This window comes from Brachybacterium sp., from assembly GCF_052095815.1.
In the GTDB taxonomy this organism is placed as follows: Bacteria; Actinomycetota; Actinomycetes; order Actinomycetales; family Dermabacteraceae; genus Brachybacterium.
In genome coordinates, this window is sequence record NZ_JBQDLF010000004.1 from 1 (window position 1) to 14,414 (window position 14,414).

Sequence of the window (14,414 nt, forward strand, 5' to 3'; positions counted from 1 at the left end):
AGCCGTTCTGCGCCTACGACGCGACGCTCCCCATCACCACGAACCGGGAAGAGCCATTTAACCCCTCTCCACCCGGCGCGGCAAGGAACCTCCCCGCCGATCGGTCGGGAACCGGAGTTCACTCCTCCCGGGTCAGTCAGTGCTCTGGGTCGGCGCCTTCTGCGCACAGTCCGGCTTCTGCACCTCGGTCTCCGCAGCGGTGCCATGCTTCCGGCTGCAGAATCGGTGATTTCCACAGCGCGCCGCTGCGTCACGCACGATCGAGTCGTGAGTTCCGCGCACCATGACGCTTCTTACGGCGCACTTCTCACGACTCGATGGGCAGAACTCACGTTGAGACCCAGCAGCACCCGTGCCCGGGCAGAGCAGCGCCCCGCGGCGCGGTCCGGGAGGACGCGCGGCGGGGCGCTGCTGCGGCTGCTGTCAGCGGGAGCTCACTCCCACTCGATGGTGCCCGGGGGCTTGGAGGTGATGTCGAGGGTGACGCGGTTGATCTCGCTGACCTCGTTGGTGATGCGGCTGGAGATCCGCGAGAGCACCTCGTAAGGGACCTTGGCCCAGTCGGCCGTCATCGCGTCGTCGCTGGTGACGGGGCGCAGCACGACCGGGTGGCCGTAGGTGCGGCCGTCGCCCTGGACGCCCACGGAGCGCACGTCCGCCAGCAGCACCACGGGGCACTGCCAGATGGTGCGGTCCAGGCCCGCGGCGGTCAGCTCGGCGCGGGCGATCGCGTCGGCCTTGCGCAGGATGTCGAGCCGCTCCTTGGTGACCTCGCCGATGATGCGGATCCCCAGCCCCGGTCCGGGGAAGGGCTGGCGCCAGACGATCTCGTCGGGCAGGCCCAGCTCAGAGCCGACGGCGCGCACCTCGTCCTTGAACAGGGCGCGCAGCGGCTCGACCAGTTCGAAGGAGAGGTCCTCGGGGAGGCCGCCCACGTTGTGGTGGCTCTTGATGTTCGCCGCGCCCTCTCCGCCGCCGGATTCGACGACGTCCGGGTAGAGCGTGCCCTGGACGAGGAACGCAGTGGCTTCGGCGTGGTCACCCTCGACGACGCCCTGCTCGCGCAGGATGTCCGCCTGGGCCTGCTCGAAGGTGCGGATGAATTCGCGGCCGATGATCTTGCGCTTGGTCTCGGGGTCGGTGACCCCGGCGAGGGCGGTGAGGAACTGCTCCTCGGCGTCGACCATGACGAGCTTCGCACCGCCGGTGGAGTCACCGAAGGCCTGCTCGATCTGCTCGGACTCGTCCTGGCGCATGAGGCCGTGGTTCACGTACACGCAGGTGAGGCGATCACCGATGGCGCGCTGCACCAGCGCTGCAGCCACGGCGGAGTCCACGCCGCCGGAGAGTCCGCAGATCGCGGAGCCCTCGCCCACCTGGGCGCGGATCCGTTCGAGCTGCTCCTCGATCACGTTCCCGGTGGTCCAGGCCGGCTCGATGCCAGCGCCGCGGTGCAGGAAGTTCTCGAGCACCTCCTGGCCGCGGTCGGAGTGGCCCACTTCGGGGTGCCACTGCACGCCGTAGAGCTGCTTCTCGGTGTTCTCGAAGGCGGCGACGGGGCTGCCGGAGGAGGTCGCGACGACCTCGAAGCCAGATGGGGCGGCAGTGACGGAGTCGCCGTGGCTCATCCACACGTTCTGCTCGAGGTCCTGGGAGCTGAGCAGCTGCGACGTGCCGTCGATGCTCTCCAGGCGGGTCGCGCCGTACTCCCGCACGCCCGTCGGCGCGACGGTCCCGTCGAGCGCCGCGGCCATGGACTGAAAGCCGTAGCAGAGCCCGAGCACGGGCACGCCAGCTTCGAGCAGAGCCGGGTCCAGGCGCGGGGCGCCCTCGGCGTAGACGGAGCTGGGCCCGCCGGAGAGGATGATCGCGCGGGGCTGCTTGGCGAGGATCTTCTCGGTGGGCATCGAATGCGGGACCACCTCGGAGTAGACCCGGGCCTCGCGCACGCGGCGGGCGATGAGCTGTGCGTACTGGGCGCCGAAGTCGACGACGAGGACGGGGCGCTGGTCGGTGTCGTTCACCCGGCCGAGTCTACGGGGCGTGTCCCATCGTGGCACCTTCTGGGCCGCGCAGTGGGGAGGATCCTCATCACGCCCAGCCTTCAGCTCACGCCCGCTTCACAGCTCACGCCCAGTCCTCGGATCACGCCCAGTCCTCAGTCCCCCGTCGGCCACTGCCGGACCCCGCGACCCCGGTGGGGCGTCGGACGCCCTGCGACACGCCGTGGTACGGCCGGACCCGCCGACGAATTCAGCAGATTTGACAGGGTGAATAGGCTCTGGACTCGTCCTCTCCCCTTTACGCCGAGTCGTATGCACTCCTCAGAGCCTAAGAACGGGGCCGCGCCCCGCCGAAGGCTCGAAGAGCACCGCAATCGGACCATAGCCGCTGGTCGGCCTTCTAAAGTGAGGGCATGACATCCCTCCCTCTCTTCGCTGCGGCCGCGCCGCCGCCGAGGCCGCGTGCCGGGGGCACGACGGTCTCCCGCTGGGGCGATGAGCTCTCACGGCATCATCGGCTGAGCCTCGCGGCCGGCGCAGCGCTCACCCTCACCGTCCTCGCCGTGGCACTGTCGATGACGGTCGAGGGAATCACGCACCTGAGCTCGCTGCTGCAGCTGCTGGCCGTGTCCGTGCTCCTCGTGATCAGCCAGGCCGGGGCCCTCGCCGCCACACTGCCGCGCTCCCTGGCGCTGCGGGCGCTCGGCACCGTGGCGGGCGTCGTCGTGCTCCTGCTGATGAACGCGATCGGTTTCGGCGGGCTGTGGATCGTGCCGGTCGCCACTGCGGTGGTGCTCCTGCTGCGCAGCTCGCCGGCGTCCTGGCGCCGCCTCCTCGCCGCCGGGACGACACCGTTCGCCGCCGCTGCGATCGCGATGTGGGCGAACGGCCTCGCCGCCTCCGCGCTGGTGCGCACCCCGATCCTGCTCACCTCGTTGCTGGCGCTGGCCGCCGGGACGCTGCTGCTGGTGAACTACCTCGCCGGGCGAGACACGTGGGGAGCGATCCTGCTCGCCTCTGCCGCCACGCTCGGCATGGGCGGGCTGCTGAGCTTCATGGGATCGACCCTCGAGGCCGCCGCCGCCGACGAGGACTCGCTGACCTCCATGATCTACAGCCTCGGGATGCTCGGCATGAAGAAGCTGGATCTCCTCCTGCCGATCCTCGTGGTGCCGGTGATCGCGATCATCGCGCTGATCCGTCTGCGGGGCGGCTCCAGCGGCGAGACCGGCTGGGCGCCCGAAGAGGCCTCCCCTGCCGTCTCTGCGGCGGCGCTCGGCCTCGCGGTCCTGACGCTGCTGCCCGCCCTCGTGGGCGTGCTCAGCGACGATGCCAGCGCCCTGCTGGGCCTCCTCATCGACACCGTCTACATGATCGGCTGGGTGCTGTGCCTAGTGCTGTGGTTCAGTCTGCATCGCGACGTGGTGGGCCGACGGCTGCCGCTGACGGCGCTGTCGCTGGATCACGCCCTTGTGATCAGCTTGATCGTCCTGTCACCGCTGCTCAGGGGCGTCCTGACCTGGCTGGGTCTCATGATCGAAGGAGCGCCGCTGTATGAGAGTCTCTGAGATGCCGCGGATGCCGCGCGCGCAGGCGCGGACCGCACTGCGCTGGCCGGTGCGGATCACCGCCGCGGTGTACGCGCTGGTGATCGTGCTGGGTTTCGTGTGGTTCTGGCAGGACCTCATCTTCTCCGACCGCCAGAACGCGGTCGGCACCCACACCAACCCGAGCGCGCTCGAGGTGGGTGAAGGCCTCACCGTCAACAAGATGAAGTACCACGAGGGCTGGTCCCTCGCCGAGGATCCCGACCAGGGAAAGCCCACCATCGTGGATCTCGAGGTCACCAACCAGCATGGCCCGGGGCTGCTGATGCCCGGGGACCGTGAGGTACTGGTGGACATCTTCTTCTACCGCGGAGACACCGTGGTGTACGAGGTGCTGTGCTCCTCCGACGGGGAGATCGCCCCCGGGCAGACAGTCACTCTGGACTGCGGACCCTACCTGTACGACTGGACCGAGGACTTCGACCGGATCGAATTCGTCCAGTCGAGCTGACTGGCCGCTTAACCGGCCGCGCGGCAGGTCAGGGCCGCTCGAGGTCGGACAGGGTGGGGCGGCGCGCGAGGTCGGACTCGACCTTCTGGTGGGTCCAGCGCTCACCGAAGAAGGACAGCACCGGGATGATGCCGAAGAACATCAGCAGCAGCATCCGCGGCATGCCCCAGCGCATCTTCATCCACAGGTCGAAGCCGAGGACCACGTAGATCATGTAGATCAGGCCATGGATCGGGGACCACACGGAGGAGACCTGGTCCCAGAACGGAGAGACCGAGGTGAAGAGGCCGTCGCCGCCGTAGACCCCGTAGCGCATCGACATGATCGCGACCAGCACCAGCAGGGCGATGCCCTCCACGATGGAGGCCACGCGGAAGCGGGCGAAGGAGGTCCTGGCGGCGACTTCGTCGAGGGGGCGGGGAGCGGGCACGGGTCACACGTCCTTGTCAGGGGTCGGGGTGGGGGTCGGGATGGGGGCCGGGGTGGGGGTCGGGGTGGTCGTCGAGCCGACGGCCGAAGCGGAGGAGAGCTCGGGGGTCGAGCGCTCGATCGAGGCGTTCTCGGCGAGGATCTGCTCCATGGCCTCACGGCGATCTGCGATCTCGTCGAGATGGGCGGCTCTCACCGAGCGCCACCACAGGTAGAGGAAGAAGACACCGAACATGACCCACTGGAGTGAGTAGCCCAGGTTCTGCCAGTCCAGGCCGCGGGAGAACTCGGACTCTGCGGCAGGGACGGGGCGCAGTCCTCCCGCAGGTTCATCGAGCGAGACGTAGCCGGCGAACATCGGCGAGCCCCATTCGTTGACCAGCAGCGGGGTCGCGATCTCACTGGCCACTCCGTCGACCACTCCACCGGAGGCGGCTTCGCTGGCTTCGAGCCGGCCAGAGATCTCGACCTCGCCCTGCGGGGCTGCGGGAGCGAGCGACGGATCGATCTGGCCATCCTCAGCGGTGAGCTCCGCGGCGGGGATCCAGCCGCGCAGCACCGGGAGCCGCCCCTGGCTGCCGTCCTCGAGCTCGATGAGCAGCGAGGTGACCACGAGCACCGCCTCGGTACCGCCGATGTTCCGGCCCGGGACGATCACCTGCTCCCCCGGCGCATAGGTGCCGACAGCGGTGACGGTGTCTCCCACGATCGAGTTGGTGACTGCTTCGCCCACCCCGACCACGCCGCGGATGTCACCGAGCTGCTCGGAGCCGGCGGCCTTATCGGTGATCGCCTGATGCGCGCGGTCCCATTGCCAGGTCGCCAGCAGACCGCACACCACGGTCGCCACCACCATCAGGGCGAGCAGCCCCAGGAAGCGGGGGCGGAGGGCGACACGGAGCATGAGGTCCATGGTACGAGCCGCCGCCCGGACGGACCCTGGGCAGCGACGCCTCTCACACCGCGTCGTGCAGGGCGCCCTCCCCCGCCCGTCTGCGGACTTCGCGCCCCACCCGTCTGCGGACTTCCAGGTCCGTGCCCTTACCCCGTGCCCGGGCCCGGAACAGGTACCACCAGTCCCGCACTCTGCGGAGGTGCCGCGCCTATGCTGGGGAGCGTGTCCCAGAGTGTCTATATCGCCAGCCCGGAGGGGATGACCGGCAAGTCGATGGTGGCTTTCGGTCTTCTAGAAGCCCTCGCCTCCCGTTCCGACCGCGTCGGGGTGTTCCGTCCCGTCGTCAAGGCCGACCGCACGCGCGACTACGCCGTCGACCTCCTCACCAGCCATCCCGCCGTCGAGCAGAGCTATGAGGATGCGATCGGGGTGGATCACCAACTGGTGATCTCCGATCCCGATCTCGCGCATGAGCGGATCCTCGCCCGCCACCGCGAGCTCGCCGAGCGCTTCTCGGTGCTGGTGGTCCTCGGCTCCGACTATGACGACCTCGCCAATCCCACCGAGCTCGCCTTCAACGCCGAGGTCGCCGCCAATATGGGCGCGCCCGTGGTGGTCGTGCTGTCCGGGCTGGACCGCAGCCCTGACCAGATCGCGGCGCTGGCGGCGGTGTCCGTCAGCGAGTTCGGCGGCCATCACGCGCTGCCGATCGCCGTGGTCGTCAACCGCGCGGAGGTCGATTCCCTGGATGCGATCCATCAGGCGGTCACGGCGAAGGTCCCAGACGCCCTGGTCGCAGCGATCCCGGAGAACCCGGTGATCATGGCCGTCACGGTGCAGGAGCTGAAGGATGCCATCAACGGCACCCTCCTGCAGGGCAATCCGGAGTGGCTGGACCGCGTCGCGATCGGCACCGTGATCGCAGCGATGAGCCTTCCGAACGTGCTCTCCCGCCTCACCGAGAACTGCACCGTGATCGCTCCCGGCGACCGCTACGACCTTCTCCCGGGCCTAGTGATGGCGCAGCAGTCCGGCACCTTCCCGGCCCTCTCCTCGATCGTGCTGACCGGTGGCTATGACGTCCCCGAGGAGGTGGGACGGCTGATCTCCGGCGTGCAGCAGGACCTCCCGATCATCGCCACCGACCTGTCCACCTTCGACACTGCGGTGGCGGTCGCGAAGTCGCGCGGCAGGCTCGACGTCCACAGCCCGCAGAAGATGGATGCGGCACGTCGCGCGGTCGCCGAACACCTGCCGATCCCCGAGCTGCTCAACTCCCTCGAGGTGACCAGGAGCGAGGTCGTCACCCCGATGATGTTCGAGTTCGAGCTGCTCGCCCGCGCCCGCGGGGAGAAGAAGACGATCGTGCTTCCCGAGGGTGATGAGCCCAGGATCATCGCCGCCGCCGAGGCGCTGCTCGCCCGGGGCGTCGCCGACCTGATCCTGCTGGGCGATGAGAACACGATCCGCGCGAAGTCCGCGCAGCTCGGCCATGACATCTCCGAGGCCCGGATCGTCTCCCCTCACGACCATGAGCACGTCGAGAGGTACGCCGCGGAGTACGCGCGACTGCGCGCCAAGAAGGGCGTCACCCTGGAGCAGGCTCGCGAGAAGGTCCAGGACGTCTCCTACTTCGGCACCATGATGGTGCAGATGGGTGAGGCCGACGGGATGGTCTCCGGCGCCGCCCATTCCACGGCCCACACCATCCGGCCCTCCTTCGAGATCATCAAGACCAAGCCCGGGGCGAAGATCGTCTCCTCGGTGTTCCTGATGGCGCTCGAGGACCGTGTGCTCGTCTACGGCGACTGCGCTGTGAACCCCGACCCCACTGCGGAGCAGCTGGCGGATATCGCCGTGCAGTCCGCCGCGACCGCCGAGCAGTTCGGGGTGGAGCCGCGGATCGCGATGCTCTCCTACTCCACCGGCACCTCGGGCACCGGCGCCGATGTCGACAAGGTGCGCGAGGCCACCACCCTGGTGCGCGACAGCAACCCGGAGCTCGATGTCGAGGGACCGATCCAGTACGACGCGGCCGTCGATGCCTCTGTCGCCAAGACCAAGCTCCCGGATTCCTCGGTGGCGGGGCGGGCGACGGTGTTCGTTTTCCCCGACCTCAACACCGGCAACAACACCTACAAGGCGGTGCAGCGCTCCGCCGGGGCGATCGCGATCGGCCCGGTCCTGCAGGGCCTGAACAAGCCGGTCAACGACCTCTCCCGCGGGGCACTGGTGGACGACATCATCAACACCGTCGTGATCACCGCGATCCAGGCGCAGGCCGACTCCGCCGCCCCCGTGCACTGACCTCCCACCCTCCAGCGATCAGGAGCTCCTCTGCCATGGCAGCACCCACGGACCCACGCGTCCTCGTCATCAATTCCGGCTCGTCGTCCCTGAAGTTCCAGCTGCTGTCCCCCGCCGACGGCACGGTCGATGCGACCGGCATCGTCGAGCGGGTCGGGCAGGAGCAGGGCAATGCGACGATCACCGCGGGCGAGCGGGAATCCACCTTCGAGGGACCCGTGCCGGACCACAAGCAGGCGATGAAGATCGTCCAGCACCTCTTCGAGGACGTGGGTCTGTCGCTCTCCGATGACCGGATCCGCGCCGTCGGCCACCGGGTGGTCCAGGGCGGTGCCCGCTACTCCGAGCCGGTCCTGATCGACGAGCACGTGCGCTGGGACATCCACGATCTCGGGAAGCTCGCACCCTTGCACAACTACGCGGCTGTCGACGGGATCGACGGGGCCCAGGCCCTGCTGCCGGAGGTGCCGCACGTGGCCGTCTTCGACACCGCGTTCTTCACCGCGCTGCCCGCCGCGGCGGCGAACTACGCGCTGAACCGTGAGCTGGCCACGCAGTACCGGGTGCGGCGCTATGGCGCGCACGGGACCAGCCACCAGTACGTCGCCGAGACCGTCGCCTCCGATCTGGCCGCGCAGGGGCATGACGTCTCTGAGCTGCGTCAGGTCGTGCTGCACCTGGGCAACGGCGCCTCGGCCTCCGCGGTGCGGGGCGGCGCGGCGGTGGAGACCTCTATGGGGCTCACCCCGCTCGAGGGCCTGGTGATGGGGACCCGCACCGGTGATATCGATCCGTCGATCTACATCCACCTGCATCGTCAGGCCGGGCTCAGCGCGGAGGAGATCGACGACATCCTCAACAAGCGCTCCGGGATGATGGGCATGTGCGGGATGAGCGACTTCCGTGACATCACGGCGGCGGTCGACGCGGGCGACGAGGCCGCGACCCTCGCGATGGACGTGTACGTGCATCGCCTGCGCAAGTACCTCGGCTCGTACTCCTTCGTGCTGGGCGGGCTCGATATCATCGCCTTCACCGCCGGGATCGGCGAGAACGTGCCGATGGTCCGCGAACGGCTGCTCACCGGGCTCGAGAGCTTCGGCATCGAGCTGGATCTCGAGGCGAACGCTGCCCGCAGCAAGGAGATGCGCGTGATCTCGACACCGAACTCGAAGGTCACAGTGATGATCGTGCCGACCGACGAGGAGCTGTCGATCGCACGTCAGTCGGCAGAGGTGGCGCGCGCCCTGCAGGGCTGAACCCCGGGTTCGCGCGGCGGTTCCACGCGACAACCGCGTCAGGAGCGCTGGCCCTCCTCGGGCCCCGGCTCCTGCGCGTCCTCGTCCGGGTCCGTCTCCGGCTCCTCCCGCTGCGGGTCTACCTGCTTCGCGCCGCCCAGGATCGACGTCCCGCTGGTGTACAGCGAGGTCGGGGTGTAGCCGGTGTAGACCGAGGTCGGGGTGTAGACGGAGGCGGAGTACGCCGGCGTGAACGGCTCCGCGGCGCGGCGTGGCTCAGCGACGTCGGACCCGACGGGCTCGGCGCTGAGGGGTTCGGCACTGAAAGGCTCGACACCGAAAGACTCGGCAGCGAAAGACTCGGCCTCTGCAGGCTCGATCCCTGCAGGCCCGACCCCGTCCGGCTCGATCCCCGCGCGCCCGGTTTCGGAGCGACCGGTCTCGACCTCCGCGTCCGTTCCCCGGTCCGGAGCGCTATCGGGCTCATGCGAGGCGTTCGGCTCCGTCCGTGACATCTCGGTCATCACCGGCACGTCGTCGGGCGCTGACGCAGAGCCATCCGTGGGAGCCGCCAGCGTGTCGTCATCGTCGTACTCGAGGCCCGCGTACCGGATCGTGGGCGGCGCCTGGCGGTCCTGCGACAGTCGCAGCGCCTCGTCGAGGCTCTTGGGCTGCGGTGCCTGCGGGCGCGGACGCATCCGGGGGCGCGACGACGTCCTCGCGTCATCCCCGCCTCCCCACAGCGACGATCCCGACGAGTCGTCCTTGCCTCGCTGCTTCATGGCGAACTGCACCACGAAGATCACGCCGATCACGATGATGAACAGGAACTCCATGGCCATGCCCCTTCCCCGGGTACCCCTGCAGACCGCCATTGTGCCAGGCGCCGCCATCGCCGCAGCCACTCCCTCAGAGGCCCGCGCCTCACGTATCTTGATCGCGAGCGGCCACGGATCATGAGCGGCTACGTCGCGGCCCTCGTCGCCGTCGGCGTTGCCCCGCTGACCGCCGCGCCCGTATCCTTCGGCGCGACGACGGGCACGATCCAGGCATCGTCGTCATTCCGCTATTACGTGTACGTCCCGTCCTTTGATGCAGCCTCCTCCGCCGCCTGCACCGTCACCGGTGGGGACGGAGTGACCTGGACGGCGGAGCAGATCGACCTGCCGGCGAAGATCGTCGACACCGAGTACACCCAGATCGGCACCGTCTCCGTCACCGCAGATCAGCAGGTCACGCTGAGCTGCACAGGAGTCGCCGACGTCGCCGTGGCGGCTCTGGGGATGCGGGGAACGGTGCTCGCATTCAGCATCCTGCTCGTGAGCGCGCTGGCCCTGCTGGGCGGGGGCATCGTCGCTCGAAGACGGTCCCGCGGCCCGGAAAGGTCCTCGCGCCACGAGTGGTTCTGACCTCACCCGCGCCGCAGTCAGCTGAACGGTCGCTCGGCCCTTCGCTGCGCCGCCTCGAGGCAGGCGATCGCCCAGCTCTGGTGGTCATGGATCAGCTCGTCACGCCATGGGATGTCGAGCGCCTCGGCCAGCTCCCAACGATGTTCGGTCCCCATCTGCCGAAAGCTCATGGCCGGGATCTCGAGCTGATCGTCCCCGACACCCCGCTGCTCCTCCCGCGCGGAGGGCGAGGAGGTCTTCGCAGGGTCGTCACCGGGAGGGGTTGCGGAAGGCCGCCGGGTACCGCCGGTCAGCGATCTCAGCACGACCGGAACCCAGATGAGGATCAGCAGCACCAGGGCCAGTGGGAGCACCCCGGTGGAGGGGGCGAGCATCCAGGGCAGCAGGAACTCCAGCTGTGACCAGCTCAGGCTCCACGGCGACATCGGCCAGTAGATCACCAGGGCAATCACGACCGCGGCCAGGAGCGTCACCGGGATATCGCGGGCCCGGTGCCCGCGACGGCGCGGGCCTCCCCGCTGCTGGTCCTGCTCAGAGGGAAGCGTCATCCCTGCCCCTCCTCATCGAGATCCTCTTCTGCGTCTCCGTCCCACGTCGACGAGCGGTACAGCGTGGTGGGGGTGTACACGGAGCCGGGGCTGCTCGAAGACTCCTCGGCCGACGGTCGTTCCGCAGTGCCGGCAGCGGAGGCGACCGCAGTGTCAGAGGTGTCTGCAGCCACGAAAGCCGCGACAGTCGTGTCAGCAGGTTCAACGGCGGTATCCGGACTGGAGGCTCCGACCCTCGCGTCCTCGGCGCGGTGAACGCCGACCGGGCCGGTGCCCAGTGCACGCAGCACCTCGAGGAACGCGCGCGCTCCTCCGCTGGTCTCGTAGTCGGTGCGCCACGGGATCCTGGCCGCGCGAGCCATCGCGCGCAGGTCCGAGACGCTGCGCTCGATCATCACGGCATCGGGATCCTCCGGATCCTGGATGCTGCCGTCATCGGAGAAGGTGAGGGAGGTGCTCCGCTCGGTGATGCTGACGCGGGCTGCCCCCGCGTCGCTGCGGGGCCCCGCATCGCGATGGTGCTCACCGGACGCTCCTGCGGTCCCGCCGCGCCGGCGCTCCCGTGCCGCGCCCCAGGGCAGCAGCATGAGGATCATGCCGAGCACGACGGTGGTGGAGAGGAAGAACCAGTTCCACAGCAGGTCGGAGAGGATGCGCGGACCTCTGCCGTCCAGCAGCATCAGCAATCGGTGTCTGATCGCCTCCCCCGGCGTTCCGGTGTACGGGTAGAACGGTCCGAACAGGAGCAGCAGGCAGATGCCCGTGGCGAGCGCACCACAGAGGAGGACGGCCCACGGAGGGAGACCGCGGCGCGCCCCGGCATCGCGACGTCTGCCCGTGCTCTCGCTCATCGCAGCATCGCTGCCGCCGCCTGACTCACGCGGTGGTCACGACCTCGACCCGCTGGAACTCTTTGAGCTCGAGGTAGCCCGTGGTGGCCATGGCGTGGCGCAGGGCGCCCACGAGGTTCGTGCTGCCGTCGGCGGCGGTCGAGGGACCGAAGAGGATCTGTTCGAGCGGGGCTGCGGTGCCCACCGGGACCCGGTGCCCGCGGGTGAGCGTCGGGTGATGCGCCTCGCTGCCCCAGTGGTGGCCGCGTCCCGGAGCCTCCTCGGCGCGCGCGAGCGCGGCACCGACCATCAGCCCGTCGGCGCCGCAGGCGATCGCCTTGACCAGGTCGCCGGAACGTCCCAGGCCGCCGTCGGCGATCACGTGCACATACCGGCCACCGGACTCATCCATGTAGTCCCGGCGGGCTGCGGCGACGTCGGCCACCGCGCTCGCGAGCGGCACCGTGATGCCGAGGGTCTCCTGGGTGGTCTGGGACGCGCCGCCGCCGAACCCGACCAGCACTCCGGCCGCGCCCGTGCGCATGAGATGCAGGGCTGCCGTGTACGTGGCGCAACCGCCCACGATCACCGGGACGTCGAGCTCGTAGATGAAGCGCTTGAGGTTCAGCGGCTCACGATCGGAGGAGACGTGCTCCGCAGAGACGGTGGTGCCGCGGATGAAGAAGATGTCCACGCCCGCATCGACGACGGTCTTCCAGTGCTCCTGGGTGCGCTGCGGCGACAGCGCGCCGGCGGCGGTCACTCCCGCGTCGCGCAGCTGCTGGATGCGGTCCCGGATCAGCTCGGGCTTGACGGGCTCGGAGTAGACCGAGCGCATCTCCGCGACGACGTCCTCGTCCGCGGCGGTGGCGATGCGGTCGAACTGCGCGGTGGGGTCCTCGTAGCGGGTCCACAGACCCTCGAGGTCGAGCACGCCCAGACCGCCGAGCCTGCCCAGCTCGATCGCGGTCTCGGGGGACATCAAGGAGTCCATGGGGGCGGCGAAGATGGGGATGTCGAAGTGGTAGGCATCCACCTGCCAGGACGTGGAGACGTCCTCCGGGTCACGGGTTCGACGGGACGGGACCACCGCCACGTCGTCGAAGCTGTAGCTGCGGCGTCCCCGCTTGTTGCGGCCGATCTCGATCTCGCTCATCACATCGGGGAGTCTACCGTCGGGACGCACCACCGCTGTCCTCAGGGCGCGCGGGCGGGTCGCGGGCTACCGTGGCCGGATGAGCTCCGAGCACCGTCCCGGCCTCGATCCCGAGCACGGGGATGCCGGATCCCCTCCCTCTTTCCCACGGCTGGATGCCGAGGGAATGCTCGCCCGGTCCGATGCGGCGGATGCCGACGACTCCGCCCGGCGCGACAAGGGACCGTCGCTGCTGCTGCCGGGCCTGGTCACGCTGCTCGGTCTCGCTCTTCTCTCCCAGCAGCTGGTGGAGCTGATCCGGATGGCTCCTGCCGAGGGGCAGGTGAGGCCGATGAACGGCCCGGTGCTGGCCGCCGCTCTCGCCCTGGTCGGCTTCTCTCTGACCCGTCTGCTGCAGCTGCTGGGCTTCATCACCGTCCGACGCCGCCGCGAAGCGGCGGGTGGGACGCTGCGCGAAGTGCCCTGGCAGCTGGAGGATGCGCACTCGCTGCACGCGGTGTGGGTGATCGGGGTGGGAGCATCGATCGCGCTGATGGGACTGCTCGGACTGTGGTCCCTGCTGGACGGCCGCCCCTCAGGTCTCGAACCCGGGTGGCCGCTGCTGCTCGCCGGCGGCGCGGTCGCTCTCGTCGGCCGCGTGGCCTGGCTGCGCACCACCGCCGGCTGGGCGGAATCCGCCGAGGAGTCATGACCATGACGCTTCGGCGCTGAAGATGTCGAGGCCGTCGAGTCCCGCTGTCAGAGGGGCCAGACGGTGTTGACGTCCGGGGTCTTGCCCTTCTTGGTCAGCCATTCGTTCATGCCCTCCGCCCAGCGGCGGTGCCAGCCCATCTGCTCCCGGTGCAGCTCCTCGAGCGAGGAGGCGCCGAGCTTCGGGTACTTGCCCGTGAGGGCCCGCAGCACGTCCAGGGTGGCGGAGACGTCGACGTCGGCCGTGTGGAGGCGGCCGTCCTGCTCGAGCCCGTAGAGCGCGAGCACGTCGGTGAGCGTGCGCTTGCCCTTGCGGTAGCGGTCCACGCCGCGATCCAGGACGAGCGCATCGAGCACCGGGGCGATGTCATGCCCGAGTCGCTGGCTGAGCGTGGGCAGGCCCAGACGGGTCAGCTCGTTCTCGAGGATCGCGAGGTCGAAGCTGATGTTGAAGGCGACCAGCGGCACGTCCCGGCGCAGCGCGTCGGCGATCATCTCGGCGACCTCGTCGAGCGCCTCCGCGGCCTTCATGCCATGGGCGCGAGCGTGCTCGGTGCTGATCCCGTGCACCCGCTGCGCGGGCTCGGGAATGTCCATCTCAGGATCGATCAGCCAGGTCGCGACGGTCTCGTTCTCCCGGCCCGGACCCACGGAGTGCACCAGGGCGACGGTGACGATCCTGTCGGTCGCCACATTCGTGCCGGTGGTCTCGGTGTCGAAACCCAGCAGGGGTCGGTCCGTCCAGGTCAGGGTGCTCGCGCTCATGCACACAGCCTAGGCATCGGCGCAGACATCCGTTAATCACGGCTGTGGATGACTTCACCTTGGGGAGGGACGGTGAGTGCCGCACG

Annotated in this window: 14 protein-coding genes; 6 read left to right on the forward strand and 8 right to left on the reverse strand. The window is 69.3% G+C overall.

Translation table 11 applies throughout. The features are described from left to right. Positions 1-434: 434 nt before the first annotated feature. Positions 435-2,024 (reverse strand): glutamine-hydrolyzing GMP synthase, encoded by a 1,590-nt coding sequence (guaA, locus tag ACTH43_RS02495; RefSeq protein ID WP_441443346.1) that lies wholly within the window; start codon positions 2,022-2,024, stop codon positions 435-437. A 392-nt stretch (positions 2,025-2,416) separates the two neighbouring features. Here guaA and ACTH43_RS02500 point away from each other — a divergent pair, with 392 nt between their 5' ends. Together ACTH43_RS02500 and ACTH43_RS02505 are read left to right on the forward strand one after the other, a co-directional pair. Next, positions 2,417-3,571, forward strand: coding sequence for a hypothetical protein (locus ACTH43_RS02500; RefSeq protein WP_441443347.1), 1,155 nt, complete (start codon positions 2,417-2,419; stop codon positions 3,569-3,571). Continuing rightward, positions 3,558-4,061: a hypothetical protein gene (locus ACTH43_RS02505; protein WP_441443348.1), complete on the forward strand. Its 504-nt coding sequence runs from the start codon at positions 3,558-3,560 to the stop codon at positions 4,059-4,061. Before ACTH43_RS02500 ends, ACTH43_RS02505 begins: the two co-directional genes overlap by 14 nt. 28 nt (positions 4,062-4,089) lie before the next feature. On the opposite strand, the gene ACTH43_RS02510 is transcribed toward ACTH43_RS02505, so the two are convergent. After that, positions 4,090-4,491: a DUF3817 domain-containing protein gene (locus tag ACTH43_RS02510; RefSeq protein ID WP_441443349.1), complete on the reverse strand. Its 402-nt coding sequence runs from the start codon at positions 4,489-4,491 to the stop codon at positions 4,090-4,092. A 3-nt stretch (positions 4,492-4,494) separates the two neighbouring features. Continuing rightward, the gene (locus tag ACTH43_RS02515; RefSeq protein ID WP_441443350.1) at positions 4,495-5,394 is read right to left on the reverse strand and encodes an SURF1 family protein; all 900 of its coding nucleotides are present in this window, start codon (positions 5,392-5,394) and stop codon (positions 4,495-4,497) included. Positions 5,395-5,595: 201 nt separating this feature from the next. Between ACTH43_RS02515 and pta the strand changes: the two genes are divergently transcribed. Together pta and ACTH43_RS02525 are read left to right on the forward strand one after the other, a co-directional pair. Continuing rightward, complete coding sequence (pta, locus tag ACTH43_RS02520; RefSeq protein ID WP_441443351.1) at positions 5,596-7,692, forward strand: phosphate acetyltransferase; 2,097 nt, start codon at positions 5,596-5,598, stop codon at positions 7,690-7,692. Between the two features lie 35 nt (positions 7,693-7,727). Next, the gene (locus ACTH43_RS02525; RefSeq protein WP_441443352.1) at positions 7,728-8,951 is read left to right on the forward strand and encodes an acetate/propionate family kinase; all 1,224 of its coding nucleotides are present in this window, start codon (positions 7,728-7,730) and stop codon (positions 8,949-8,951) included. Between the two features lie 38 nt (positions 8,952-8,989). On the opposite strand, the gene ACTH43_RS02530 is transcribed toward ACTH43_RS02525, so the two are convergent. Continuing rightward, complete coding sequence (locus ACTH43_RS02530; protein WP_441443353.1) at positions 8,990-9,772, reverse strand: hypothetical protein; 783 nt, start codon at positions 9,770-9,772, stop codon at positions 8,990-8,992. Positions 9,773-9,886: 114 nt separating this feature from the next. Between ACTH43_RS02530 and ACTH43_RS02535 the strand changes: the two genes are divergently transcribed. Beyond that, positions 9,887-10,339: a hypothetical protein gene (locus ACTH43_RS02535; protein ID WP_441443354.1), complete on the forward strand. Its 453-nt coding sequence runs from the start codon at positions 9,887-9,889 to the stop codon at positions 10,337-10,339. A gap of 17 nt (positions 10,340-10,356) precedes the next feature. Here ACTH43_RS02535 and ACTH43_RS02540 read toward each other — a convergent pair whose 3' ends face one another. From ACTH43_RS02540 to ACTH43_RS02550, 3 genes are read right to left on the reverse strand one after another with little or no spacing between them, the layout of a single operon-like run. Next, positions 10,357-10,887: a hypothetical protein gene (locus ACTH43_RS02540; protein WP_441443355.1), complete on the reverse strand. Its 531-nt coding sequence runs from the start codon at positions 10,885-10,887 to the stop codon at positions 10,357-10,359. Continuing rightward, positions 10,884-11,738 carry a hypothetical protein gene (locus tag ACTH43_RS02545; protein WP_441443356.1) on the reverse strand — a complete coding sequence of 285 codons (855 nt, stop codon included), beginning with the start codon at positions 11,736-11,738 and terminating at the stop codon, positions 10,884-10,886. Before ACTH43_RS02545 ends, ACTH43_RS02540 begins: the two co-directional genes overlap by 4 nt. Positions 11,739-11,763: 25 nt before the next feature. Further along, positions 11,764-12,873, reverse strand: a complete 1,110-nt coding sequence (locus tag ACTH43_RS02550) for a GuaB3 family IMP dehydrogenase-related protein (protein ID WP_441443357.1) — start codon at positions 12,871-12,873, stop codon at positions 11,764-11,766. A gap of 79 nt (positions 12,874-12,952) precedes the next feature. Between ACTH43_RS02550 and ACTH43_RS02555 the strand changes: the two genes are divergently transcribed. Further along, positions 12,953-13,564 (forward strand): hypothetical protein, encoded by a 612-nt coding sequence (locus ACTH43_RS02555; RefSeq protein WP_441443358.1) that lies wholly within the window; start codon positions 12,953-12,955, stop codon positions 13,562-13,564. Positions 13,565-13,611: 47 nt separating this feature from the next. Here the strand turns inward: ACTH43_RS02555 and ACTH43_RS02560 are convergent, their stop codons facing one another. After that, positions 13,612-14,328, reverse strand: a complete 717-nt coding sequence (locus tag ACTH43_RS02560; RefSeq protein ID WP_441443359.1) for an exonuclease domain-containing protein — start codon at positions 14,326-14,328, stop codon at positions 13,612-13,614. Positions 14,329-14,414: the final 86 nt, after the last annotated feature.